The organism is Variovorax rhizosphaerae (assembly GCF_037889975.1).
Taxonomy (GTDB): domain Bacteria; phylum Pseudomonadota; class Gammaproteobacteria; order Burkholderiales; family Burkholderiaceae_C; genus Variovorax; species Variovorax rhizosphaerae.
Genome location: NZ_JBBKZT010000005.1, coordinates 307,622 through 332,007, shown reverse-complemented (window position 1 = coordinate 332,007; position 24,386 = coordinate 307,622). Strand labels below are relative to the sequence as shown.

Annotated in this window: 19 protein-coding genes and 1 pseudogene; 11 read left to right on the top strand and 9 right to left on the bottom strand. The window is 63.4% G+C overall.

What is annotated here, in order from left to right:
- Positions 1 to 6: 6 nt before the first annotated feature.
- Positions 7 to 1,554 carry a DHA2 family efflux MFS transporter permease subunit gene (locus tag WKW82_RS13035; protein ID WP_340342702.1) on the top strand — a complete coding sequence of 516 codons (1,548 nt, stop codon included), beginning with the start codon at positions 7 to 9 and terminating at the stop codon, positions 1,552 to 1,554.
- An 8-nt stretch (positions 1,555 to 1,562) separates the two neighbouring features.
- Here WKW82_RS13035 and WKW82_RS13030 read toward each other — a convergent pair whose 3' ends face one another.
- Positions 1,563 to 2,300 carry a response regulator gene (locus WKW82_RS13030; protein ID WP_340342701.1) on the bottom strand — a complete coding sequence of 246 codons (738 nt, stop codon included), beginning with the start codon at positions 2,298 to 2,300 and terminating at the stop codon, positions 1,563 to 1,565.
- 267 nt (positions 2,301 to 2,567) lie between these two features.
- On the opposite strand from WKW82_RS13030, the gene WKW82_RS13025 reads away from it, so the two are divergent.
- The 3 genes from WKW82_RS13025 to WKW82_RS13015 all read left to right on the top strand — a co-directional run bounded on the left by WKW82_RS13025 (position 2,568) and on the right by WKW82_RS13015 (position 9,942).
- On the top strand, positions 2,568 to 2,939 hold the full coding sequence (locus WKW82_RS13025; RefSeq protein ID WP_340342700.1) for a response regulator: 372 nt from the start codon (positions 2,568 to 2,570) through the stop codon (positions 2,937 to 2,939).
- Positions 2,936 to 6,253, top strand: a complete 3,318-nt coding sequence (locus tag WKW82_RS13020) for a PAS domain-containing protein (protein WP_340342699.1) — start codon at positions 2,936 to 2,938, stop codon at positions 6,251 to 6,253. The genes WKW82_RS13025 and WKW82_RS13020 overlap by 4 nt, the downstream gene beginning before the upstream one ends.
- A gap of 158 nt (positions 6,254 to 6,411) precedes the next feature.
- Positions 6,412 to 9,942, top strand: a complete 3,531-nt coding sequence (locus WKW82_RS13015; RefSeq protein ID WP_340342698.1) for a patatin-like protein — start codon at positions 6,412 to 6,414, stop codon at positions 9,940 to 9,942.
- A 42-nt stretch (positions 9,943 to 9,984) separates the two neighbouring features.
- On the opposite strand, the gene WKW82_RS13010 is transcribed toward WKW82_RS13015, so the two are convergent.
- Genes WKW82_RS13010 through WKW82_RS12995 form a run of 4 tightly spaced genes read right to left on the bottom strand, consistent with a single transcriptional unit; the run spans position 9,985 to position 13,924 of the window.
- The gene (locus tag WKW82_RS13010) at positions 9,985 to 11,556 is read right to left on the bottom strand and encodes an AMP-binding protein (protein WP_340342697.1); all 1,572 of its coding nucleotides are present in this window, start codon (positions 11,554 to 11,556) and stop codon (positions 9,985 to 9,987) included.
- Positions 11,557 to 11,579: 23 nt separating this feature from the next.
- Entirely contained in the window at positions 11,580 to 12,554 is a 975-nt protein-coding gene (locus tag WKW82_RS13005) for a Bug family tripartite tricarboxylate transporter substrate binding protein (protein ID WP_340342696.1), read from the bottom strand.
- 57 nt (positions 12,555 to 12,611) lie between these two features.
- On the bottom strand, positions 12,612 to 13,778 hold the full coding sequence (locus WKW82_RS13000) for an NTP/NDP exchange transporter (protein WP_340342695.1): 1,167 nt from the start codon (positions 13,776 to 13,778) through the stop codon (positions 12,612 to 12,614).
- Positions 13,775 to 13,924 carry a hypothetical protein gene (locus WKW82_RS12995; RefSeq protein WP_340342694.1) on the bottom strand — a complete coding sequence of 50 codons (150 nt, stop codon included), beginning with the start codon at positions 13,922 to 13,924 and terminating at the stop codon, positions 13,775 to 13,777. The genes WKW82_RS13000 and WKW82_RS12995 overlap by 4 nt, the downstream gene beginning before the upstream one ends.
- On the opposite strand from WKW82_RS12995, the gene WKW82_RS12990 reads away from it, so the two are divergent.
- From WKW82_RS12990 to WKW82_RS12980, 3 genes are read left to right on the top strand one after another with little or no spacing between them, the layout of a single operon-like run.
- Positions 13,913 to 14,833 (top strand): hypothetical protein, encoded by a 921-nt coding sequence (locus WKW82_RS12990; protein WP_340342693.1) that lies wholly within the window; start codon positions 13,913 to 13,915, stop codon positions 14,831 to 14,833. The genes WKW82_RS12995 and WKW82_RS12990 overlap by 12 nt on opposite strands.
- On the top strand, positions 14,826 to 15,353 hold the full coding sequence (locus tag WKW82_RS12985) for a hypothetical protein (protein ID WP_340342692.1): 528 nt from the start codon (positions 14,826 to 14,828) through the stop codon (positions 15,351 to 15,353). The genes WKW82_RS12990 and WKW82_RS12985 overlap by 8 nt, the downstream gene beginning before the upstream one ends.
- Positions 15,341 to 17,278, top strand: coding sequence for an AAA family ATPase (locus WKW82_RS12980; protein ID WP_340342691.1), 1,938 nt, complete (start codon positions 15,341 to 15,343; stop codon positions 17,276 to 17,278). The genes WKW82_RS12985 and WKW82_RS12980 overlap by 13 nt, the downstream gene beginning before the upstream one ends.
- Before the next feature lie 199 nt (positions 17,279 to 17,477).
- Here the strand turns inward: WKW82_RS12980 and WKW82_RS12975 are convergent, their stop codons facing one another.
- The 4 genes from WKW82_RS12975 to WKW82_RS12960 all read right to left on the bottom strand — a co-directional run bounded on the left by WKW82_RS12975 (position 17,478) and on the right by WKW82_RS12960 (position 21,248).
- Positions 17,478 to 20,291, bottom strand: coding sequence for a winged helix-turn-helix domain-containing protein (locus tag WKW82_RS12975; RefSeq protein ID WP_340342690.1), 2,814 nt, complete (start codon positions 20,289 to 20,291; stop codon positions 17,478 to 17,480).
- 89 nt (positions 20,292 to 20,380) lie between these two features.
- Entirely contained in the window at positions 20,381 to 20,581 is a 201-nt protein-coding gene (locus WKW82_RS12970) for an antitoxin PaaA2 family protein (protein ID WP_340342689.1), read from the bottom strand.
- Positions 20,578 to 20,997 (bottom strand): type II toxin-antitoxin system VapC family toxin, encoded by a 420-nt coding sequence (locus tag WKW82_RS12965; protein WP_340342688.1) that lies wholly within the window; start codon positions 20,995 to 20,997, stop codon positions 20,578 to 20,580. The genes WKW82_RS12970 and WKW82_RS12965 overlap by 4 nt, the downstream gene beginning before the upstream one ends.
- On the bottom strand, positions 20,994 to 21,248 hold the full coding sequence (locus WKW82_RS12960) for a FitA-like ribbon-helix-helix domain-containing protein (protein WP_340342842.1): 255 nt from the start codon (positions 21,246 to 21,248) through the stop codon (positions 20,994 to 20,996). Before WKW82_RS12960 ends, WKW82_RS12965 begins: the two co-directional genes overlap by 4 nt.
- A 130-nt stretch (positions 21,249 to 21,378) precedes the next feature.
- On the opposite strand from WKW82_RS12960, the gene WKW82_RS12955 reads away from it, so the two are divergent.
- The 4 genes and pseudogenes from WKW82_RS12955 (at position 21,379) to WKW82_RS12940 (ending at position 24,371) form a co-directional block, all read left to right on the top strand.
- On the top strand, positions 21,379 to 21,648 hold the full coding sequence (locus WKW82_RS12955; protein WP_340342841.1) for a ribbon-helix-helix domain-containing protein: 270 nt from the start codon (positions 21,379 to 21,381) through the stop codon (positions 21,646 to 21,648).
- A 38-nt stretch (positions 21,649 to 21,686) separates the two neighbouring features.
- A pseudogene (locus WKW82_RS12950) lies at positions 21,687 to 21,930 on the top strand (type II toxin-antitoxin system RelE/ParE family toxin).
- Positions 21,931 to 22,025: 95 nt separating this feature from the next.
- Positions 22,026 to 23,165 carry an acyl-CoA dehydrogenase family protein gene (locus tag WKW82_RS12945; protein ID WP_340342687.1) on the top strand — a complete coding sequence of 380 codons (1,140 nt, stop codon included), beginning with the start codon at positions 22,026 to 22,028 and terminating at the stop codon, positions 23,163 to 23,165.
- Positions 23,166 to 23,183: 18 nt separating this feature from the next.
- Complete coding sequence (locus tag WKW82_RS12940) at positions 23,184 to 24,371, top strand: lipid-transfer protein (protein ID WP_340342686.1); 1,188 nt, start codon at positions 23,184 to 23,186, stop codon at positions 24,369 to 24,371.
- Positions 24,372 to 24,386: the final 15 nt, after the last annotated feature.

Below are 24,386 nucleotides of genomic sequence, written 5' to 3'. Positions count from 1 at the left end.
ACCGCCATGTCGCGCAATTTGCATCCCGTGCCAGACGCCGAGCAACCATTGCAAGGCGGCATGCTGTGGCTGGCGGCCATCGTGCTGGCGGCCGCGAACTTCATCGCGGTGCTGGACATGACGATCGCCAACGTCTCGGTGCCCAACATCGCCGGCAGCCTGGGCATCAGCAGCAGCCAGGGCACCTGGGTGATCACCTCCTATGCGGTGGCCGAGGCGATCATCGTGCCGCTGACCGGCTGGATAGCCGGGCGCTTTGGCGCGGTGCGGGTGTTCGCCACCGCCATGCTGCTGTTCGGCGCCTGCTCGGCCCTGTGCGGGGTTTCCAACTCGCTGGGCATGCTGGTATTGGGGCGGGTGTTGCAGGGGCTGTCGGGCGGTTCGCTGATGCCGCTGTCGCAAACGCTGCTGCTGCGCATCTTCCCGAAGGACAAGGCGCCGGCCGCGATGGCCTTGTGGGCCATGACGACGTTGGTAGCGCCCATCCTCGGGCCGATCCTGGGCGGGTGGCTGTGCGACAGCTTCTCGTGGCCGCTGATCTTCTTCATCAACGTGCCGATCGCCATGCTCGTCGCCCCCATCGCATGGCGCATGCTCAAGCGCTACGAGTCACCGCTGCTGCGCGCACCCATCGACACCGTCGGGCTGGTGCTGCTCATCATCTTTGTCGGCGCCTTGCAATTGATGCTTGATCTTGGCAAGGAGCATGACTGGTTCGCCTCGACCGAGATCTGCCTGCTGGCCATCGTCGCGGCGGTGGGCTTCGTGGCCTTCCTGATCTGGGAGTTCACCGAGAAGCACCCCATCGTCGACCTGCGCGTGTTCCGCCACCGGGGCTTCACGGCGGGCGTGATCACCATCTCGCTGGGCTTCGGCGCGATGTTCGCCGCCAACGTACTGACACCGCTGTGGCTGCAGTCGTACATGGGCTACACCTCCACCTGGGCAGGGCTGACGACGGCATGGTCGGGCGTGCTCGCCGTGTTCTGCGCGCCGATCGCCGGCAAGCTGATCGCGAAGGTGGACCCGCGCAAGCTCATCTTTGCAGGGCTGCTGCTGCTGGCGGGCGTGATGGTGATGCGCACCGTCGCGACCACCGACATGACCTACTGGCAGATCGCGATTCCGCTGATCCTCATGGGCCTGGGCCTGCCCTTCTTCTTCGTGCCGCTCACCGCGCTCACGCTGGGCAGCGTCGAGGAGCATGAGACGGCCGCGGGCGCGGGCTTGCAGAACTTCATGCGCACGCTGTCCGGCGCGTTCGCGACCTCCATGGTCACGACGATGTGGGAGGACCGCACCAGCGCACTGCACGCCGAGATGGTGGGCATGATGGACCCGATGGGCGAGACGGCGAACAAGCTCGCCGCCTCCGGCTTCACGGGCGATCAGGTGCGCAGCGTGATGGACAACATGCTGCAAGGTCAGAGCGTGATGTTGGCGACCAACCAGATCATGTGGCTGGTCGCAGCGGCCTTTGTGCTATCTGCAGTGGTGATCTGGATCGCGCCCAAGCCCAGCCGCAGCGTCGACATGACGCAAGCCGGGCACTAGGAGACCGGCTACCTCAGCGCATCAACAGGCGCGTCGAAAAGGTAGCCGGCGCCGCGCTCCGTGCGGATGTATTGCGGATGCGCCGGATCGGCTTCGATCTTCCGGCGCAGTCGCAATATTTGCACGTCGATGGAGCGGTCATACACCTCGGCGTTGTGCATGCGGGAGAGTTCCAGCAACTGGTCGCGCGTCAACACCCGGCGCGGCGCGGAAAGAAAGGCGGTGAGCAGGCTGAACTCGCCATTGGTCAGTTCCACCGGCTCACCCTGCGCCGACTTCAGCCGCCGCAGACCGACGTTGAGTTCCCACTCGCCAAAGCGGTAGGCCCGCACCTTGGCAATCTCCTGGGCCACGTTGGCGCGGGCCCTGGCGCGCCGCAGCAATGCACGCACGCGCGCCAGCAGTTCGCGCGGGCTGAAGGGCTTGGTCAGGTAGTCGTCGGCGCCCAGTTCCAACCCCATCACGCGGTCGGCTTCGTCCACCCGGCCCGTCAGCATCAGGATCGGGATCTGCGATTCCTCGCGCAGGCGCCGGGCGATCTGCATGCCGTCTTCGCCGGGCAGGCGAACGTCCAGGATCACGACGTCGACCGTCTCGCGCGCCATGACTTCATTGAGCTCGCGGCCCGACGCCACCGCCGTCACGCGCAGTTCGTTGTCGGCCAGGTATTCGGCAATCAGCTCGCGGACGGCGGGATCGTCGTCCAGCGCCAGCACATGCGGCAACACGCTTGCAACTATTTCCATGATGACCCCCTCTGGTGGTCTGCAATCACAGGCAGCAGGCGCCTTGCCGGGCCTGCGCGGCCAATATCGTAGACGCGTCGAAACGGTTTGGGCGATGCCTGTGCCGGCTCTCGCCAAGCGCCCGATTGCAGATGTAATCTTCGCGCTGTCGTCCTGCAACGCAGGCGCAACGGATCGAGGACTCAATGAAGCATCCAACGACGCTGCGGAGATCACGATGTGCCCCCGAACGCCAGCCACGCGCCCCCGCGGCGCGCCAGGGCGACCATGAACACGACGGCACCCACGGTGTTGGTCATCGACGCCGAACGCCAGACCTTCGAGCTGCTGCGCGAGTGGCTGAGCGAGGCGGGATGGCGGGTGGCCGACGAAAGCACGCGCAGCGCCTGCGCGCCCTTCCACCTGGTGCTGGTGGACGTGGCCTTTCCGCGTCGCGACGGCGCCGCGACCTTGCGCCGCATCGCGGCCGAACACGCCGGCACGCCGGTGCTGATGCTCTCGGCCATGTTCCACGCCAGTGTCGAGGCCTGCGGTGAACTGGCACGCTCGCTGGGCGTGGCCGGCGTGCTGCCCAAGCCGGTGCGGCGTGAGGCGCTGACGGCCGTCGTTCGCCGCGTCTCGAAACCGCCGCTGCCATGAAATTCCCCAAGTCCCTCGACGGCTGGCTGGAACAACGCTCGCTGCGGCGCAGCGTGCCGTGGATCGGGGCGCTGTTCATCCTGGCGATCATGGGCTTTGCCGCGCTCGACATCGTGCGCGGCTATCGCGCCACCATCACACAGACCGGCAGCGAACTGGACACGCAGGCCCGCACCATCGCCGAGCAGACAGCCCGCACCTTGCAAGCCGTCGACGTCGTGCTGCGCCACATCCAGGACCAGTACCGCCAGGGCGTGGTCGATGCCATGTCGCCGGCCGCGCTCCATGCCTACCTGCGCGACCAGGCCGTGGGCCTGGTGCAGATCGACGGACTGGTGATGGTGCGCGCCGACGGCATCGCCCGCGCCAATTCGCTGCGGCACCCGCTGCCCGAGGGCGTGCCCAACGCCGCGAACGTCGATGTTTTCCTGGCCGCGCGCGAAGACATGACCGGCAAGCTGCTGATCGGCAACGTCACGGTCAGTCCGATCGATCACGCGGTGGTGTTTCCGATGGCGCGCAGGCTCGAAACGGCCGACGGCAAGTTCGCCGGCGCCGTGGGTGCGCGCGGGCGCGTCGACTATTTCCAGCAGTTCTACCGCGACGTGCAGGGCGAACCCAGCACCAAGATCACGCTGCTGCGGCGCGACGGCATGCTGCTCGCGCGCCAGCCGAGTGCCGATGCATCGCTGGGCAAGCGCTTGCCGCTGTCCGACGAGTTGCTGGCCGCACAGGCCGGTGGCGCTGGCCCAGTCCGCACGGTGAGCCCCATCGACGGCGTGGAACGCTTCGGCTCGCTGCAAGCCGTGCCGGACTATCCGCTGGTCATCGCCATTACGCGCGATGTCTCCGCCGTGCTGGCACCGTGGCGCGAAGAGGCGATCAGTTCGGCCATCCGCACGCTGGCGCTGGCGGGCCTCGCCGCGGCGCTGCTCGCGCTGGCCGCCCGCCATCTCAAGCGGATCGACACCACCCGCCGTTCGCTCGAAGCGGCGCGCGAGCGCTTCGCGCTGGCGGTGAGCGGCTCCGACGTCGGGATCTGGGACTGGGATCACGCGAACAACCGCATGTTCGGCTCACCGCGTGCGCGCGAACTGCTGGGCATGGGGCCGGGGCCGGAATCGGAGCCCGCGAAAGACTGGTTCAGCAAGATCCATTGCCACCCGGACGACGAAGCCATCCGCTGGTCCGCGCTCGACGACCACCTCTCCGGCAAGACGCCCGCCTACGAAGAGGAATACCGCGTGCTGCATCCGGACGGCGTCTACCGCTGGGTGCGGGTGCGCGGCGTCTGCGTGCGCGACGGCTCCGGCGGCGCGGTGCGCATGGCGGGGTCGATCAGCGACGTCGATACGCGCCGACGCGCAGAGGAGGCGCTGCGGCAAAGCGAGGAACGCTTCGCGCTCGCAGCGGAAGGCTCGAAGGACGGCGTGAGCGACTGGGACATCGTCAATGACCGCATGTTCACCTCGCCGCGGGCGATGCAGATCTGCGGTGTGCAGTCGGATCAGACCGTGCGAACCCGCGCCGAATGGTTGGCACTGCTCCACCTGCATCCGGACGACGAACAGCGCTATGCCGACGATGTCGAGCGTCATATGCGCGGCGAAGTCGAAGTGCGCGACGGCGAGTACCGCGTGCGCCATCCGGACGGCGAATACCGCTGGGTGCGCATCCGCGGCAAGTCGGTGCGCGACGCGGAAGGACGGGCCATTCGCTGGGCCGGTTCGTCCAGCGACATCGACGCGCAAAAGCGTGTCGAGCAGGCCTTGCGCCAATCGGAGGAGCGCTACCAGCTCGCGGTGGCAGGATCGAATGAAGGGCTGTGGGACTGGGACCTGCGGCGCGACATGCTGTTTCTCTCCGCGCGTGCGCAAACGCTGCTGGGCCGCGAGCCCGGCGAGCCGCTGCGCCCCCGGCGCGAATGGATCGCCAGCGGCCAATACCATCCCGACGACGAAGCCGCGATGCGGCAGGCGCTCTCGCAACATCTGCGTGGCATGACACCGCACTTCAGCTGCGAGTACCGCATCCGCCACACATCGGGCGAATGGCACTGGTACCGCCAGCGCGGCGTGGCCGTGCGCGACGCCCGCGGGCGCGCCTACCGCGTGGCCGGTTCGATGGAAGACGTGACCGACCGCCGCAAGGCCGAGGAAGACCGCGATCGCTTTGAAACCCAACTGCGCCAGGCGCAGAAGCTCGAAGCCATTGGCACACTGGCGGGCGGCATCGCGCACGACTTCAACAACATCCTCGCGGCCATCCTCGGCTATGGCGAGATGGCGCAGAAGGAAGCCACGCCCGGCACCGCGCAGCAACGCCACATCGACGCAGCCATGAGCGCCGCGATGCGCGCCAAGTCGCTGGTGGAACGCATCCTCGCTTTCAGCCGCAGCGGCGTCGGCGAGCGCGTGCCGGTGCACGTGCAGACCATCGTGGCCGAAGCGCTGGAGGTGGTCGCGGCCTCGCTGCCCTCGGGCATGGTGCTCGAACAGCACATCGAGGTGGGCGACGCCGCGATCATGGGCGACCCGACGCAACTGCATCAGGTGGTGGTGAACCTGTGCGCGAACGCGGCGCAGGCGATGCGTTCATCCGGCACATTGCGTGTCGGCGTCACGACCGTCGAGCCGACGCAACCGCTGGTCGTCACGACCAGCACGCTGCCGCCCGGCAAGTACGTTCGGCTCGTGGTGGAGGACAGCGGCGCCGGCATCGCGCCAAGCGTGGTCGAGCGCATCTTCGATCCCTTCTTCACAACGCGCGAAGTGGGTGTGGGCACCGGGCTGGGGCTGTCGCTGGTGCATGGCATCGTGACGGACCTGGGCGGCGGGATCGAGGTGCAGAGCCAGGTGGGGCACGGCACGACGATGACGGTGTTCGTGCCGTGGGATCGCACCGTGAAAGCCCCCGCCAGTGCACCGCAGGAGGTACCGTCCGGCGCCGGTGAAACCGTGCTGCTGGTCGACGATGAGGAACCGCTGGTGCGGCTTGGGGAGGAGATGATGGCCGGCCTCGGCTACGAGCCGGTGGGCTTCGCCTCCAGCACCGCAGCACTCGCAAGCTTCAGGGCCACGCCCGACCGCTATCAGGCCGTGCTATCGGACGAGGCGATGCCCGAGATGACCGGCTCCGAACTGGCCCGAGAACTGCGACGTATCCGGCCGGACATCCCGATCCTGCTGATGAGCGGCTACGTCACGCCGGCACTGACCACGCGTGCGCGGGAGATCGGCGTGCAGGATGTGCTGGCGAAGCCGCTGGTTGCGGGGGATATTGCTTGCAGCCTGGCGAAGGCGTTGCATGGGTGAGGCGGTTGCAGACGCCGCCGGCCACTCGCGGTTGCGCAAGGCCGTCCGCTCTCCTTGGCAACACGAGCTTTCTCCCTCACCTGAAGGATGACGACCTGAGGCGCAGGCCACGAAGATCGACGCGGCCGACGGAAATCCCCGACAACCGGAGGAAACCCATGAGTCATATGCCCAACGACAGTGCGACCGAAGAACTGAGAATCGCACTCGTCATGAACGGAGGCGTCAGCCTGGCGGTCTGGATCGGCGGCGTAACGCAGGAGATCTTCAGGCTGATCACGCAAAGCCACCCCGTCTATCGCAGCCTGTTGCAGATGACGAACACGACAGCGCGCGTCGACGTCATCAGCGGCACCAGTGCCGGTGGCATCAATGGCGCGGCACTTGCGTTGGCCACGCAATACGGCGGCAACTTTGCCGAACTGCGGGACGTGTGGCTGAATGTGGGGGCCTTCGATCGAATGCTTCGCCCGCCGCTGGCCAAAAACGATGACGGGTCGCTCCTCGATGGCGAAGGCTTTTTCCTGCCCGAGATCCTCAAGGCCTTCGAGTCGCTTGCCAGCAAGAACCCGCCCCAGACGATCGACCAGATGCCGATCGACCTCAAGCTCACCGCAACCCTGTTGAGCGGTTACCAAGGCCAGAACACTGACGACCTCGGCACCGCCCTGCACGACGTGGATTACCGCTCCTATTTTCACTTCAGGCATGTGCTCGGCGCGCCGGACGACTTCGCGGACAAGGACTCTGTCGTGCGCGCGCTGGCCAGGGCGGCGCGGTCCACCGCCTCTTTTCCTTTTGCCTTCGAGCCTTCGCTGGTGCCCGAGAAGTCCCACCTTCGGAACTACTACCGCGAAAGCCTCCCCACCCCGCGCTATGTGGTGGACGGCGGCGTGCTGGACAACAAACCCTTTCGCGGGGCCCGCGAGGGCATCTTCAGCATGCCGCGCTCGGTGGGCGTGCGGCGCGTGCTCATGTACGTCAATCCAGACCCGGGCGACGGCCCCGCCTTCAAGATCAAAACGGCCACGAAGGACGACCCGCCCATGCCCGCCATGTCCCGCGTCGTCTCGGCAGCACTGGTCGGCATCCCCGGTTCGCAGTCCGTGGCCGACCAGTTGCACGAAATCAAGGAGCACAACGAGCATGTGCGCACCCGCCACGAAAGCGTGCTGGCGATCGCCAAGGCCTTTACCCGCCCCGGCGTCGTCGCCTGCTTCGTCCCGCCGCTGCAGCAGCTCGCGAGCAACCTTTTCGACGTGTACCGCGAGCGAAGACTCAATACCACCTTCGATCAGTTCGTCTATTACCCGATCACGGCGGGCGTGTCTCGCAACAACGACATGTCGCCAGCGCTTCGCCTGATCGGCAAGAACGGGCGGGATACGTTGCGCGCCGACTTCGTCCTTGCAGGAGGCGACGGATGGCTGCCAGAAACATGCCCCTGGCCACCCAGGAGCAGCCCCGCCTTGCGTGACGAGGCCATGGAAGAGACCGCGCGATGGCAGTGGGGCATGTTCCCGGTGGAGTTCTCAGCCAAGGTGTTGATGAACATGCTGCGGATGATCCAGTCGCTGGCCGATCTGCCCAAGGCGGGAGACAGCGCAACCTTCCGGAGCAGGCTTCCCGCCAGACAACACACGTTCGTCAACGACTGGGGCGACCCGGACGTCCATGACGTCCCGACCCGGGCAGCCAATGCGAATGCCGACCCGATCACGGCCTGGTGGAGCGAGGCCTTCAACGTCATCAAGGAAATCGAAGTCCTGCGCGAGCGCGAGCGCGACGACTGGCGGCGCATCGTGGACTGTCATTTGCCCGCACTGGCCAAGCTGGCCCTCGCCAACAAGTTTTCGTGCTCAGAGCTGCGAACCTGGCACTTCGACCTGGTCGACTGCCTGTTCGCGGACATCGTCGCCGACACCCGAAAGAAGAAGTGCGCTGAACTCGCTTACAGAATCGCGAAAACGATCCAGCAAGCCTCGGCTCGCGGCCTGGCGTTGGCGGCCGAACTCGCCGCGCGCGACGCGACGAGCAGCCCGCTTCGACCCACCGATGGCGCCACCGTCGAGTCGCTGGAGGCGCTTTGCAAGCTGCTGACGCCACCGCAACGGGGCACGGCCGATGACTCGCAAAACGTCGACGCCATCACCGACCCGGCGCGCTACGCGCTGGACATCCTGCTGCAACTGGAGGTCGTCGAATTTGCCTTCAACGACCATGACGACCTGAATGCGGACACCCTCATCGAACTGGTGCAGGTCAGCGGCAACAACGCCAGCGAACTGGGCGGGCCGAGCGTGGCAAAGGAAAAGCTCCTGGGCATCCAGCTCGCGCACTTCGGCGCCTTCTACAAGGAGTCGTGGCGGGCGAACGACTGGACCTTCGGGCGCCTTGACGGCAGCTCGCGGCTGGTCGATGTTCTACTGGATGCGCGTCGCCTGCACCGCACCTATTTCATGAATTCGGCCGCCGCGGTTGCCGACATCAAGAGGATTGCGGTCGGTGATGTTCCTTCACAGCCGCTGAGGGAAGTGCTCCAGGCCAATTGGGACCAACAGGGCCTGCAAGGCCTGATTGCACAAGAGCTCGCCTTCCTCGACCGCCCCTTCGACAACCTTCCGGATTCGCTGCCGAGATGCGCGCAGGCCATCAAGCTGAGGCTGCACTACGGCATCGCCCACGAGGAGCTTCCGGTGGTGGCCAATTCGGTGCGCCAGGCCAACGGGGATGGCGCGGAAAACACGGGCACTGCGCAAGCCCTGCTGGGTGCACTCGATCCCAGCGGTGGGTTTTCGCTCGAAGTGGCACGTCAGGTTGTCGCGAACGGCATCCTCGCGGGTTCGCATGCCGAAAGCTTCCAGACGGAGGTCGGCTCGGACCTGTTCACACGGACCTTTGCCCACACGGTGGCGACGGCGCAGAACACCTTGTCTTCCAAATCGGCCAAGCTCGGACCGATCGCCAAGTTCTTTGCAGCCTTGCGGCTTCCGATTCTCGGCTTCCATTTCACCGCGCAAGGGCTTACCCGCCAATCGAGCACCGCTGCCGCGGTAACAGGCGCCTTGCTCGCCGTGGGGCTCAGCCTGGTGGTCCTCAGCCTGATCGTCAGCGAGATGCCCGCCGGAGTCGTCAGCTTTGGCTGGCTGCTGCTGGCATGTGGGCTTTTTACGGTCGTTGCCAAGGCACCCCGGGTTGTCGTGGTCTTTCTGCTGGTCGTGGCGGTGGCGCTCGCATGGCTCAAGTTCGGTCTGGGGCTGCCGCTGCCGGCGCTGCTGATCGGCCTGCTGGTCGTGACCGTCTGCTGGGAAAAGTCGCAGACGCCCATCGCCTTCCTTCTGGTCTTGCTGGGCGGCTTTTACTCGTGGTGGAAATTGCCGGACCGCCAGAACCACTCCGAGGTCCCGGTACTTGCGATATGCATCGTGGTCACGCTCGCGATGGCCTACCTACAGTCCGCTGGAAGTCTGGCAAAGATAGAGAAGAGGGTGCGGTCGATCCGCATCGCATGGAAGGCCCGCAAGGCCGCTGCAGCCCCGCCCGCCACCCCCACGCCTCTTGCATCCCCGCTTGCCATGCCCGGCGATGCGCTTGCATGCACCCTCTCACCGCCCTGCCCGCGCTGCCCGGCGCATGCGGCGTCGACGCCTGCGCAAGCGCTGTCAACAACCGCGCCAGGCTCATCTTGATTGCGCTGATCGGGTCCCCCGCGCGAGGCAAGCTACCAGGCGCTACGCCACCGCTCGATCCCGCCCCTCCCAGTACCTCGCCCGCAGCGTCTTCTTGTCCACCTTGTCCAGCGCGGTGAGCGGCAGCGCTGCCACGAACTCCACCATCTTCGGCGCCTGCACCACGCCCTTGCGTTCGGTGACGAATGCAACCAGTTCTTCGGCCGGCACCCGCGCGCCCTCCTTCAGCACCACGACCGCCATCACCGCCTCCCCCCACTTCTCATGCGGCACGCCAATCACGGCGGACAGCGCCACCGCCGGATGCAACGCAAGGCAGTTCTCCACCTCGCTCGAATAAACGTTGAAGCCGCCCGAGATGATCATGTCCTTCGCACGATCGACCAGGTACAGGTAGCCGTCCGCATCGCGGCGCGCCATGTCGCCGGTGTGCAGCCAGTTGCCCGCAAAAGCCTTCGCGGTCTCTTCGGGCCGGTGGAGATAGCCCGACATCAAGAGCGGTCCGCGCACGCACAACTCGCCGATCTCGCCGACGGGCACCTCGTCATGGTCGGCATCGAGCAATCGAACCAGGTTGCCGGGCAGGCTGCGACCGCAACTGCCCAGCAACTGCGGACGATCCAGGTCGTGCTCGTCGCGGCGCAGGTAGCTGATGGTCATGGGCGCTTCGGCCTGTCCGTAGACCTGCGCGAACACGGGCCCCATCCGCTCCAGCGCCTGCCGCAGCCGCGCCGGCGCCATCGGCGCAGCGCCGTAGAGCACCAGGCTCAAGCTCGTGATGTCATGCGCGCCCAGTTCGGGCGAATCCAGCAGTCCATAGATCTGCGTGGGCACCAGGAAAGTCGTGGTGATGCGCTCCGCCGCCACCATCTTCAGGAAGCCGCCCGGCGTGAAGCGGTCCAGCAGATGCACCGTGCCGCCTTGCAGGAAGGTCGTGAGGATCATCGCCCCCGCCGCATGCGACACCGGCGTGGCCGCCAGGAAGCGCACCTCCTGCGGCCACTCCCAGCCCGCAAGCTGCTGCAACGCCGAGGTCACCACCGTGCGCTGGTGATGCACGATGCCCTTGGACTTGCCGGTCGTGCCGCCGCTGTAAGCGATCTTGAGGATGTCGTCGGGCCGAACCTGCAATTCGATGTCGCTGCCGTCGAGCCCGGCCGATGCAGCCAGCAGGTCGGTGCCATAGTTCGCCGGCCCCAGCGTCAGCACATGGCGGACGATGCCACGCTGCGCCAGCGCCAGCCCGCGATCGGCATGGCGCGGCACATCGACCACCAGCGCCTTCACGTTCGCATCGACAAGGATGAAAGCCTGGTCCTCTTCCGAACCCATCGGATGCAGCGGCGTGTACGTCAAGCCCATCAGGTGCGCCGCGATGATGGCCGCCACCGACTCGGGCCGGTTGGTCGCCAGCACCGCGATGCCGTCCTGCCGCTCCAGGCCCAGTGACTCGAAGCAACGCACCATGCGATGGCAGGCCTGCTCGAGTTCGCGGTACGTCATGCGCACACCGCCGCCGACCAGCGCCTCGCGCGTTGCGAAGCCCTTGAAGGCGGAGCGATACAGCTCGGCGATGGTCGAGCCCTGGTGAAGATCGGAGGAAGGATGTTGCATGGCGGATGCCCTTGTCGCGACGGTTACTGCTGCTTCTCGATGCCGGCCTGGATGCCGACTTCCACGAAGCGGTCGGAATCCAGCTTCATTTCCTTGAAGAGCGCTTCCGGCGTACCGGGCGCCGCGGTGAGGCCCAACTGTTGCAAGCGGTCCTTGACCTCGGGCCGGCCCAGTGCCTCGTTCAAGGCCTGGTTCAGCCGCTGCACCGCGATGTGCGGCGTGCCCTTCGGCACCAGCATGCCCACATAGGGCTGGTCGTTGAAACCCTTGAGGCCCAGTTCGGCGAGCGTCGGTACGTTGGGCAGGTCCGGCAGGCGCCGATCGCCGAACACCGCCAGCGGCCGGGTCGTACCGTTCTCGATGAACGGCTTCTGCGCAGCCAGCGTGTCGATCAGGAGGTCGACACGATTGCCGCCCAGGTCCTGCATCGCCGCGGGCACGCCCGAGTAAGGCACCTTGAGGATGTCGACATTGGCGAGCTTGTTGATGCGCGCGTAGTAGAACTCGTAGGTCGACGCCGTCACCGCCATCGACACGCTGCCGGGCTTCCTGCGCTCGATGGCCAGCATTTCCGCAAAGGTCTGCGCCGGAAACTCCTTGCGCGCTACCAGCACCATGCTCAGGTTGACCGCCTTGCCCACTGGCGCAAGGCTCTTCTCGAATTCGACCGGCGGCGTCTTGTACATCGCGCGAGCCACCACGAGCGGCATGCCGCCCATGAGCACCGTGTGGCCGTCGGCCGGGGCGGACGCGACGAACTGCGCGCCCATCGCGCCATTGGCGCCCGGCTTGTTCACCACGATGACCGGCTGCCCGAGGGTGACGGCCATGCGGTCGCCCAGCACGCGCGCCACGATGTCATTGGCGCCACCGGCCTGGTAGACCACCACCAGCTTGACGGCCTGGGTGGGAAAGTCGGCTGCGCAGGCAGTCGAGGCATTGAACGCCGCGCAAAGGGCGAGCCAAAGTGCGGGAAGGAAGGTGCGATGGGTCGACATGGAGGCCAGTAGACAGACAAGCCCGCCATGGGTGACCACCCCGAATGGGTGGCGAGCTCAGCGCAGGTGAGCCGCTTTCACATCGCCGGCGCCCTGCGCCATCGCACGCCGCTCCTGATGGCGCCCCAACGCAGTCGATAACAGCGTCCACAGCAGCGCCACCGGCAGCGCGATTGCGAAGTTCATCCACCGCTGCACCACATGGAACACCAGCACCACCATCAACCCCGGGCTCCACCACAGCACCACGAAGCCGACCACATACACCGCAGGCAGCGCAGCCGCCGCGATGCCGGTGCCGAAGCGCTTGAGAAAGTGCCCCGTCGCGAACACCTGCGTCGCCAGCGTCAGCAACCCCACGATCAGGTCGACGCTCGCGAAGATGCGCGTCTGCGCACCTGCGCCCTGGACGTTGGCGGACACTAGGTTCGCCTGCATCAGGTAGAGCATGGTCGCGCCGAAGGACAGCAGGCTCACCCACGCGGCCACGCCCAGCAGGTACGGCGAGCGCACCAGCCCCGACAGCCCCGCGAACACACTGCCGCCCACGCGCTGCGCCGCGTCGCGCCCCTGCCCCGTCCCCTGCGATACACCCGCGCTGCGCTCCAACCGCGACGCGCAGAACACGGCAATCTCAAGGAACACGATGGCCGCGATCAACAGGTTGTGCGGCCCCAGCGGCACCGCCAGCGCGATGGTGATCACCGGCCCCAGCAACGCACCCGCCGTGCCGCCCGCACCGATGAAACCGAACAGCCGCTTGCCCTGCTCGCTCGTGAACAGGTCCGCCATGAAGGACCAGAAAACCGCCACCGCGAACAGGTTGAACACGCTCACCCACACGAAGAACACGCGCGCCACGATCACCGGCGCGACGTCCAGCGCCAGCAGCAGCCAGAAGATCGCCAGGTTGAGCACGAAGAAGTGATAGACGATGGGGATGAAGCGCGCCCGCGGCAGCCGCGCCACCAGCGCGCCGTAGACCGGCTGCGCCGCCAGCAGCGTCACGAAGGTCGCAGTGAACAGCCACGGCAGCGCACGCGTGCCGCCGGCGATGCCCATCTGGTCGCGCAGCGGTCGCAGCACGTAGTAGCCGGCCAACAGCGCGAAGAAATAGCCGAAGGACCAGAGGGCAGCTGCCAGCTCCTGCGGCGTCGCAGGAACCGCCTTCCGCAACCAGCGTTGCAACAAGCCCGGCAGCCCGCGCTGGACCGCCGCCGTCATGGCGCCAGCGACAGCTTCTGCTTGAGTTCCGCCGCACTCACCGACTGGCCATAGCCCGGCCCGCCACGCTGGAAGCGCTTGGCATCGGCCAGTTTGCCGACCACCACCGGGTCGAATCCCGCATCGCGCACCAGTTGCGCCGCCACTTTCACGGCATCCGGATCGTCGCCCGCAATCGGATTCGAGCCACACCAGGATTTGAGGCGGAACAGTCATTTTATTCGATACTTAGAAAGCTAGTATCAGGCGAGGAATTCACCGAAGAAGATATCAATGTCGCCCACGCAATTGTGTGCGAAGAGTATGCCAAGCAATATCTAAATAAAAAAACAGGATACTTCGCGTTGCTCAAAGAATGGCCTCTCAAAGATTTCGAAAAATTTCTTAGATGCATCGAATGGTCAATTTCTGTAGAGACCAATGACGATTTGGAGGCACAGGCGCTAGCCCTTGTGCAGGCATGCAAATTTTTCAGCTACAGGCATGAACATCTCGAAAAATACATCCTCTCAACTCTTCTGGACGAACTCGAAAAGCGCTCCGGGAAAAAGGGCGTATCCGATCGGCTGTTAGGTACCGACGGTCTAAAAATAATTTTCGCTGAAATATTAGTAGGCACCATCGCTGATGAAAGACCCATTGACCCAGCCGCAGAACAATGGGAAAGCATCACCACAGGCGACTTCAGAAATGTCGCGGACAAGATCCTGGCAGTGTCTCCGCATTTCAGCCCTAGTATGCTCCAAAAATTGGCACGCAAATGCACATTAGCGAGAACGGTGGAGCCCGCAGCCGAACGTGAATTGCGTGCGCTTCGGAGACGGGTACTGGACATATGCGAAGATGAACTCGAAAAGCAAGATCTAAAATCTCAAATGTCGCAAGCCGAAGTGATTGAAATCATTGATAATTTAACTGCGGCTTCACAAAAACATTTAGCGACATTGGCAAAGTCATACCAATACCGCCAAAGAGATTACAACTCCCTCAAAGGCACAGTTCTAGCACTGTTTGACGACTGCTTTCTTGCCTTTGATGAGGTGCAAGATGAATAAAAATAAAGACAAGCGTCCTCTATATTTTATATCGGGACAGGATTTCTATTTTCTTGCATACTCCATCTTGCTAGTTTTAGAATTTCTAGGCGGCTCAGCGAAGCGAGTCAAAGATCATCGAAAATTTGCCTATTTAATTCAGTTCATAGGCGACGACCGACTACTGGGCATCTTAAAGCGACATGACGGCAAATCAATAGTCAATCCAACGGATCGAGAATTGCTTCATACAAGCTTCACAAACGCAGAGCTTCAAAAGCGAGAAGTATTCAAGATCCTTCTTTCCCTCGAGAGAAAAGAGTACATCAAGCTAGAAAGGACCGCCGTCGCAGAAATTTTGGACGTCGCCTTGCTTTCCGAAAATTTGCCAAATTCTTTTTTTTCAAGCAAACACTTTCAAAAAGAACGAAAAAACGCGGAAGATTTAAAAAAAATAATTCAAAGATTGTCGATTTTATCTTTTGACTCAATGCTTGACCGCCTTTACAAGGAACGAGGAGTACACGTATGGGCTTCCTAAATATATTAAAAGTAGAGTATTTAGGCGACAAATACTTTTTTGAGTCGCCCCCGCTGAATTCTCGACTATCTATTATCGAAGGGTCCAATGGAACGGGGAAATCGACATTCTTTAATCTGATTTACTACGGACTAGGAGGCAAAGTCACAGAATTTGACCCGGAATCAGCCGAAGTTCATAAGGAGGTGATGCGGGATACGAATAACTTAGTAAGACTGGTAGTGAAGATTGGCGGCGAACTCTTCACCCTCACCAGAAAGCTAAGAGACAACTTCATTACTGTGTTTCAATCAAAGTTCGAAGCCGACGGCGTTTCGACACCCGGAAACGTGGAGACTTTCCCCCTCTTTAGGCGCGAAGAAGGCAAAACTTTTTCCGATTGGCTTCTGGAGCGCCTTGATATTGCAGTTGTCGAGATTTTCCAAGGAAGCAAGAGTTTCAAATTGAATTTTGCCGATCTTGGCCGGCTTATTTATCACAATCAGAGTCCAGATCCGCTGGGCATCTACAAGCCCGCCGACAACGCAAACTTCATTTCCGATTCACTTGAAATCCGGCGCGCAATATTTCAAATATTGGTTGGAAAGACACTCCTTGAACTATACGAAGCCATGGGAAGGCAAAAATCTGCCGAACGAGAAACTCAATCGGCAAAAGCTGTACACCAAGAATACTTGGATATTGTGGGTCAACTCTTGAAGGCTAGCGGCGTTACTGACGTCCAAAACACAAAATCCTTAAGCGTAGTGCTTGATTCACTTGAGGCGCAGATATTGAGTCTCCTTGAAACCAGGCGGGCGTTCTCCCGCGGAGAGCTGGGAGACGCCGCTGCGAATAAGACATTGCAAGCAGACGCAAGCCAAGCTCAGGCAATGGAGGCGAAGTGTCGTAGTATTGATGAGCAGCGCGACCAGATCGCGCAAGAGGCTGCGCGATTAGTAGACGTCGAACGATCAATTGAAGCGGACATTGACCGCATCAACAAAGTGATTTATGCGCACGGGCAGTTGAAGCTCTTCTCACAAGATACCTGCCCGTACTGCCTCAACGAGGTACAACGAACACCCGGCCACTGCGTTTGTGGGCACGGTGTAGATGAGCGTAGTTATCAAAGATTTTTCTACAGCTCTGCCGAGTATCTCGATATCCTAAGAAGTAAATCAAAAACTCTAGAAACGCTGCGAATTGCTTCAAAAGGGATGCGGGAAGAGTCAAACAATTTGAAAGCAGAGCGCGAACGAATTGCTGAAGCTTTGGCTAAGAAGCGCGAACGTATCGAGGTGAGCGCTGGCGCCGACAGGACTGAGCAGGTACTAGAGGAGTTGGATGACAAACTACTTGAGACAAGAGATAAACTCGCGAAGTCGCAGGAAGCCTTCCGTCTCGAGTCTAAACTGGCCATGCTTTTAAAGCGCGTCGGCGACAAAAAGGCCGCGTTTGACGCCGCAAAAAGAGACGTGATTCGCCTAGATCTCGCATCGCGAGCGGAACTGCAGCTGCAAATTGAGTCTTTTAATCGAATTTATAACGACTTTATGACATCAGTGGTTTCCGATTGCCGAAATGCCGCGATTGACACTGAGACGTACCTTCCCGTCATAAATAACGGTGAGTACAGGGAGGCAAGCGCGAAAGTTCCTAAACGCTTTCTGTACTACCTGACCCTTCTGCAGCTTTCCTTGCTTGCAGACATACCGTTTCCTCGGTTGCTGTTGGTCGATACACCTGAGACAGCAGGCATAGATCTTGACGTTCTTATTAAAATGCTCAGGCAGGTAGACGCGCTGCAGAATCCGAAGGATTTCGATTATCAAATCATTCTTTCCACAGGCGTCGGAAAATACCCGCCGGAATTCGACGGAAATGTCGCCTTACGACTAACAAAGGAGGATAGGCTACTCCAAACCCGCGAGCACGTGGCTTGAAACAGAGTCCGCGGTGCATGTTGATTGCTACCGGCATTGAAGACTGAACTAGCCGGCCGGCCAATTAAAAATACGGAGACGCAACGATAAGCCGGCTTTGTTCCGCCTAAAGCAGCAAGCGGAATGGGTTCAGCAGAGCACGTCCGTGCATTTGCAATTTAGCTAGACTCGTATGACAAAGAGTAGGGCAGGAGCAGTCTTAGCTGCTGGCGCGCATCCAAGTCACGGCCTCATCGCGTCCTGCAACCCCGAGCTTTCCGTAAATATTCTTCAGATGCCATTTAACGGTATCAATGGAGAGACCCAGCGCCAAAGCGATCTTCTTGTTCGGCATTGCCTGGCCAAGTAATCTTAGGACATCGCGCTCGCGCTCGCTCAGTGGCTCTACCGGGCGAATTGCACTGGTTGCCTCGCACTGTTCCGCCACCTCCACATTCGCTCTCGCGTTTTCGGCCGTTCCCAACCTCTCCGCATAAAACCCAAGCACCGGATCCAGCGGCCCATCCTTGGCCACCTCAGCCACCAGATCCAACACCCCCGAATCCGCATCCAGCAAACTCCTCACCAACCCCAGCCGATGCCCGCGCCGCAGCGCAGCCACCGTGCATTCCCTCGCCGCATCCATCCGCCCGCGCCGCCGCTCGATCGTCGCCTGCATCAGCTTCAACTGCGCGATCAATCGCTGCCGTCCGCGCATCTCGATGTTCGCGATCAGCGGCTCGATGCGCCGTGCTGCGTCATCCAAGTCCCCGCGCGCCATCGCCCACTTGATGCGCGCCCGCTCGGTCACGACGGCGATCTCGCCGAGCGCGCTTTGCGCCGCGTCCGCATGCCGCGCATCGATCTCGCTGGCACGCACCAGCGCGACCTCGGCCGCGGCCACGTCGCCCATCTGCAGCCGATATTGCATCTGCAAGACCAGGCTGTAGACCAGCAGGCGATCGAGGCCCAGCGTGGTGCTGTAGTCCTCCAGCCGCTCCAGCCAGGCCATGCATTCCATCCTTCGCCCCGCCACCCAGTGCGACGCGGCCAGCGTGCGGTGTACGCGCAGCACGGAGTCGGGGATCGACACGCGCTCCAGCGCATCGGCGCGGTCCTCCAACAGTTGCAAGGCCTCGTCGACTTCGTCGTGCTCGTAGAGCACTTCGCCCAGCAACGCGGTGGTGAGGTAGGTCGGGTCGACGCAAGTGCTGCCGCCTTCGTTGGCCTCACGCAGCACGTCGCGATAGATGCGCTCGGCCTGCGTCATGCGGCCTTCCATGGCGTAGCTCAGGCCGACCAGGGCGCGGCCCTGCAAGGTGCCCGACGGCGTGCCGCGCAAGGGCACGCCATGGACCAGGCGGATGGGGTTGTCGTGCTGGATGCGCCGGGCGCGCTCGTATTCGCCGCGGTGCATGCTGAGCCATGACAGCAGGTTGTCGCGCCCGCCGATGGCCATGGCGTCCGCACCTTCGGGCGCCGCGAGCAGGCGCGGCAGCAGGGCCGCGGCGGCATCGGTGTCGTCCCGTTGCAAGGCGAGGCTAGCCTCCATCAAGGTGAGCGAGAAATGGCTGATGGCGTCGTCCGACGGGATGTCCTTGCGCAACGTCGCGATGTGCGCGGAAACCGCCGCGAAGTCACGTGCGAACAAGTCGATCCGCGCCAGCCACAGCCGCAGACCCACGCGCGCCTGCACTTGCGCAGGCGGCAACTGGCGCACCAGGCCGAGGAGCTTGCGCAGCTCGCCGCGCACGGCCAGGCCGTTGGCGGACTTCTCGACCAGTGCCGCGGCGGCTGCGCCCTCACCCGCCGCCACGGCCCGTCGCACGGCTTCGTCGATATGGCCGTGGTCACGGAACCATTGCCAGGCGATGCGGTGCACGCGTTGCTGCTCTTTGGGGCTGCGCGCTGCGAGGCGATCGCGCAGGGTCTCGCGCAGCAGCGGATGCAGGCGGTACCAGGTCTCGCGCTCGGTGCTGTCGATGGGCACGATGAACAGGTTCTCGGCCTCCAGCCGCGCAAGCAGCGGCGCCATGGCGGGATCGGCTTCGGGACGGCCGAGCAGCACGGCGCACAGCGGCGCGCAGAAGCGGCTGCAGGCCGACGCGCTGATGAGCAGGTCCAGCTCCAGCGGCGTGAGGCGCGAGAGCACCTCCTTGTCGAAGTAGGCGGCGAAGGCTTGCGGATCCTGCACGTGCGAGCGCACGAAGTCGCCGGGCGCCCTGGCGTCTGCCGGTGAAGTGCCTGCGGCGGCCAGTTCCTGCCGGCGCTTCTTCCAGTTGATGGCCAACAGTTGCAAGCCGGCCGCCCAGCCGTCGGAGAGTTCGTGCAGCAGCATCGCGTCGCGGTGGTCGATGCTGCCGAGTTGCGATTGAAGGAAGCGCTCCGATTCCGCCGGCGAAAAGCGCAGGTCGCGCACGTCGAGTTCCAGCACCTGGCCCTCGGCGCGCAGGCGCTCCAGCGACACGGGCGCAGCACTGCGCGAAGCCAGCATCAGGTGCAGGTTTGCGGGCGCGTAGTCGAGCAACCATTGCAAGGCCTCGTGGATGCGTGGGTCGGTGAGGTTTTGCACGTCGTCGAGCACCAGCACCAGGTCGCGGGGATGGGCGGCGATGGAGCGCACCAGCGCGATCAGGGTGCGCTCGACGGCCTCGCTGTCGACGCCGCGGCCGGCGAAGTCTGCGGCCTCCTGCGTGACGTCGGGAGCGGTCTGCGCGAGGCTGGCCAGCAGGTAGTCGAGCAGGCGGGTGAGTTCGTTGTCTTCGCGCGTCAGGGTGAGCCAGGCGACGTCGAAGCCCAGCGGCAGCAACGCCTGGCGCCAGGCAACCAAGGTGGTGGTCTTGCCGGCACCGGCGGGGCCTTGCAGCACGAGGCAGCGGCGGCGGCGGGCTTCCATCAGGCGGGTCAACAGCGCCTCGCGCGCGACGATGCGGCCGGCGCTGCGCGGGGGGACCATCTTGGTGGTGACCAGCGGCTTCAGCGTGGAGGCTTCGGGTGGGCGCTCGGGTTTGCGGGGCTGGGGCTTGGTGGGCATGGGCGGGAGGCATTGTGGCCCGCCGGGACACGTTGACGCCACTCGGGAGAACCATTTCCGCAGCCCCAGCGACAGCTCGCGGATAGACGTCAATTCCCTATTTCGTCTGGCCCGAAGTGCTCGCGATCCGATTTGCCCTCCATCTCAACCCGTTTGCTCAACGCCACCGCGCGACGCCTGGCAAATTGCTCAGCCGCTTCGTCGTTCGGGATGGCAGGGCGTGGGTCATCGAGCGCCGCCTGCAGCTTCTCGCGAAACAAGGCGTCGTGCCATTCCGAATTGGCGCTCATGCTTGCCAAGGGTTGATCACGGCTGCGCCCGCGGCCTCGAAGGGTGTTGTGTCACGCGTGGCTACCGTGAATCCGTTGGCCACGGCGATCGCAGCGATGCAACCATCGGCAGTGGCAATCGCACGCCCTGTTGTCCGAGCCTTGGCCATCAGTGCTGCATACGCTGGGGTGCTGGCGAGGTCAAAGGGCACGACCCGTCCTGCAAACAGCGGCAGCATCCGCTTTTCCAGGTGTTGCTGCAATCCTGAACGCCGCTTGCCCGCAGGCATCATCGCGACGCCAGCACGCAGTTTGGCGACAGTGATGGCTGACAGGAAGAGCGTCTCCAACGGCTGGGCGTCGATCCATTCGATCACCCGACTGTCGGGCGTATGGCGAAGCGGCTCCGACACCACATTGGTGTCCAACAAAATCATTCGAAGCTCACTGGATGAGCGGGAGCCTTGTCGCGCACCTGCTCGAAAACGGCGAACTCCTCATCGCTCAATCTCGCTTGACGGCCCATCGCGGCAAGCAACGAGCCAAGCTTCACCCGCCCCTCCGGACTGACGACGGATTCAAGGATTTCTCGCACCTCCGCCTCCATGCTGTGACCATGCTGGGCGGCCCGCACGCGCAGGGCCCGGTGCACCTCGTCGGGAATATTGCGTACGGTCAGCATGGCCATCTTCACCACCTTGTTCGGCATTCAATGCATGCATTTTACAAAATCGACTGCAAATCGGTGCGACTGCAACGAAATTCCCCGAACGCCTTGAAATAGGATTGACTCCTACAAATCTACCCCGGAGGTCATCATTCGAACGACGCAGCAACTGAGCATCACGCTGCCGAATGACATGGCTGAGGCGGTCAAGACCAAGGTGCGGACAGGCGAGTACGCCACCGAAAGCGAAGTCGTCCGCGACGGCTTGCGCGCCCTCCTGGCGCGCGATCGAGCGGTTGAAAGCTGGCTGCACGAGCAGGTAGGCCCGGCCTACGATGCCCTGAAATCCGATCGGTCACGCGCTGTCACTGCCGATCAGGTGCGCGCTCGCCTTGCCGCCGCACACAACAAGGCGCGGTGAGTTAACCGGTCGTTTTCTCGCCCGAGGCCCAGGAGCAATTGGTGGCCTTGTACGACTACATCGCCGAGGCAGCCTCGCCCAACGTTGCATCGAAGTACACCGACGCGATCGTCAGCTACTGCGAAAGCCTTGGCACCTTTGCCCTTCGCGGCACGAATCACCAACTACCGCAAGCGTGCCGTGATCGCCTTCGCCGTGGACGGTGAGCAGGTATCGATCATTGGTGTGTTCTACGGCGGCCAGGACTACGAGACGATGCTGAAAGACGACCTCGAGGACTGAACGGTTGAGAGTGGCGGAACCCACCCCGCCACCCGATCGGGGTAGTGGTCCCACGGCGGGCCCCTTCCAGAATCCTTGCAAGACAAGGAGACCCTGTGAACATCAACCGTACCGTCTACCGCGAAGACCACGAAATGCTGCGCGACACCGCGCGCCGGTTCTTCGAGCGTGAATGCCTGCCGCGCCAAGCCGAGTGGGACAAGGCCGGCCGCACCGATCGCGAAACGTGGCTCAAGGCCGGCCGCGAAGGCCTGTTGTGCGTGACCGTGCCGGCCGAATACGGGGGCGGCGGTGGCGACTTCGGCCACTCCTGCGTGCTGGCCGAAGAGCTGCACCGCTCGGGCGTCTCGGGCTTCAGCCTGTCGGTGCACTCGGACATCACCGCGCCCTACATCGTGCGCTTCGGCACCGAGGAGCAGAAGCAGCGCTGGCTACCCAAGATCTGCCGCGGCGAGACGATCATGGCCATCGCCATGACCGAACCCGGCACCGGCTCCGACCTCAAGTCGATCCGCACCACCGCCGTGCGCGACGGCGACGAATACATCATCAACGGCAGCAAGACCTTCATCAGCAACGGCCTGAACTGCGACATGGTGCTGGTGGCCTGCAAGACCGACCCCAAGGCCGGCTCCAAGGGCGTGAGCCTGATCATGGTCGAGACGAATCGCGCCGGCTTCCGCCGCGGCCGCAAGCTGGAGAAAGTGGGCCAGCCGGCCGCCGACACCACCGAAATCTTCTTCGACAACGTGCGCGTGCCGGTCGACAACCTGCTGGGTGAAGAGAACAAGGGCTTCGTCTGCCTGATGCAGGAACTGGCGCAGGAGCGGCTGATCATTGCCGCCTACTCCGTGGCCAAGCTGGAGCGCCTGCTGGAGCAGACCATCGAGTACGTGAAGGAACGCAAGGCCTTCGACGGCACCGTGTGGGACTTCCAGAACACCAAGTTCAAGCTGGCCGACATCAAGGCGCAGACCGTGGCCGCGCGCACCCTCGTCGACTACTACATCGGCGAGCACATGACGCGCCGCATCAGCGTGCAGGAAGCAGCGATCGCCAAGCTCTTCGCGACCGAGACGCTGTGGAAGTGCATCGACGACATGGTGCAACTGCACGGCGGCTACGGCTACATGCTGGAGTACCCGATCGCACGCGCCTTCACCGACTACCGCATCACGCGCGTGTTCGGCGGCACGAGTGAAGTCCAGCGCGACCTGATCTCCAGAAAACTTTGACCCTCCCAGGACAAGCACATGACTGAAAAAGTAATCGTCGCCGGCGTCGGCATGATCCCCTTCGCCAAGCCTGGCAAGAGCCTGAGCTACACCGAAATGGGCGCCGAGGCCACGCGTCGTGCGCTCGCCGATGCGGGCGTCGGCTACGACGCGGTGCAGGAAGCCTATGTGGGCTACGTGTACGGCGATTCGACCTGCGGCCAGACGGCGCTGTACGAAGTGGGCATGACCGGCATCCCGGTCGTCAACGTGAACAACAATTGCTCGACGGGCTCCACCGCGTTGTACCTGGCGCGCAAGGCGATTGCCTCGGGCGACGCGGACTGCGTGCTGGCGCTGGGCTTCGAGCAGATGCAGGCCGGTGCGCTCAAGTCGCACTGGGATGACCGCCCGCCGACGCGCGAGCGCTTCCTGCCCGTGCTGCGCGGCCTGACCGCCGACATGGACGGCATGCCGCAAGCCATCCGCACTTTCGGCGGCGCGGGCCGCGAATACATGGCGCGCTACGGCTGCAGCATGGAGACCTTCGCGGCCGTGCGCGCCAAGGCCAGCCGCCACGCGGCCAACAACCCGCTCGCCCTCTTCCGCAAGATCGTGACGACCGAAGAAGTCATGAACGACGCGGTGATCCTGCCGGGCGTGATGACCCGCCTGATGGCCTGCCCGCCCACCTGCGGCGGCGCTGCGGCGCTACTGGTGTCGGAGCGCTTTGCGAAGAAGCACGGCCTGCGCAGCGACGTGCAGATCCTTTCGCAAGCGATGGTCACCGACCCGGTGCAGTCCTTCGAGCCGCCTTCGATGCTGAGCTGGATCGGCACGCACATGACGAGCGAAGCGGTCAAGCGTGTGTACGAAGCGGCTGGCGTCGGCCCCGATGACATCGACGTCTGCGAACTGCACGACTGCTTCGCGCAGAACGAAGTCATCAGCTACGAGACATTGGGCTTCTGTCCCGAAGGCGGCGCCGAGAAGTTCGTGAACGACGGCGACAACACCTATGGCGGGAAGGTCGTCATCAATCCGTCGGGCGGGCTGCTGTCGAAGGGGCATCCGCTGGGCGCGACGGGTCTGGCCCAGTGCTACGAGCTCACGCATCAGTTGCGTGGCACAGCAGACCAACGCCAGGTCGAAGGCGCGCGCCTCGGCTTGCAACACAACGTTGGCCTCGGCGGCGCCTGCGTCGTCACGCTGTACGGCAAGAACTGAACACGCAGCCAGCAC

Coding starts and splice junctions, on each gene's coding strand:
- WKW82_RS13010 (WP_340342697.1), bottom strand. CDS start 11,556: ATGCAACATCCTTCCTCCGATCTTCACCAGGGCTCGACCATCGCCGAG.
- WKW82_RS13025 (WP_340342700.1), top strand. CDS start 2,568: ATGAACACGACGGCACCCACGGTGTTGGTCATCGACGCCGAACGCCAG.
- WKW82_RS12940 (WP_340342686.1), top strand. CDS start 23,184: ATGACTGAAAAAGTAATCGTCGCCGGCGTCGGCATGATCCCCTTCGCC.
- WKW82_RS12980 (WP_340342691.1), top strand. CDS start 15,341: ATGGGCTTCCTAAATATATTAAAAGTAGAGTATTTAGGCGACAAATAC.
- WKW82_RS13000 (WP_340342695.1), bottom strand. CDS start 13,778: ATGACGGCGGCGGTCCAGCGCGGGCTGCCGGGCTTGTTGCAACGCTGG.
- WKW82_RS12970 (WP_340342689.1), bottom strand. CDS start 20,581: ATGAGCGCCAATTCGGAATGGCACGACGCCTTGTTTCGCGAGAAGCTG.
- WKW82_RS13030 (WP_340342701.1), bottom strand. CDS start 2,300: ATGGAAATAGTTGCAAGCGTGTTGCCGCATGTGCTGGCGCTGGACGAC.
- WKW82_RS12975 (WP_340342690.1), bottom strand. CDS start 20,291: ATGCCCACCAAGCCCCAGCCCCGCAAACCCGAGCGCCCACCCGAAGCC.
- WKW82_RS12965 (WP_340342688.1), bottom strand. CDS start 20,997: ATGATTTTGTTGGACACCAATGTGGTGTCGGAGCCGCTTCGCCATACG.
- WKW82_RS12985 (WP_340342692.1), top strand. CDS start 14,826: ATGAATAAAAATAAAGACAAGCGTCCTCTATATTTTATATCGGGACAG.
- WKW82_RS13015 (WP_340342698.1), top strand. CDS start 6,412: ATGAGTCATATGCCCAACGACAGTGCGACCGAAGAACTGAGAATCGCA.
- WKW82_RS13020 (WP_340342699.1), top strand. CDS start 2,936: ATGAAATTCCCCAAGTCCCTCGACGGCTGGCTGGAACAACGCTCGCTG.
- WKW82_RS12960 (WP_340342842.1), bottom strand. CDS start 21,248: ATGGCCATGCTGACCGTACGCAATATTCCCGACGAGGTGCACCGGGCC.
- WKW82_RS13005 (WP_340342696.1), bottom strand. CDS start 12,554: ATGTCGACCCATCGCACCTTCCTTCCCGCACTTTGGCTCGCCCTTTGC.
- WKW82_RS13035 (WP_340342702.1), top strand. CDS start 7: ATGTCGCGCAATTTGCATCCCGTGCCAGACGCCGAGCAACCATTGCAA.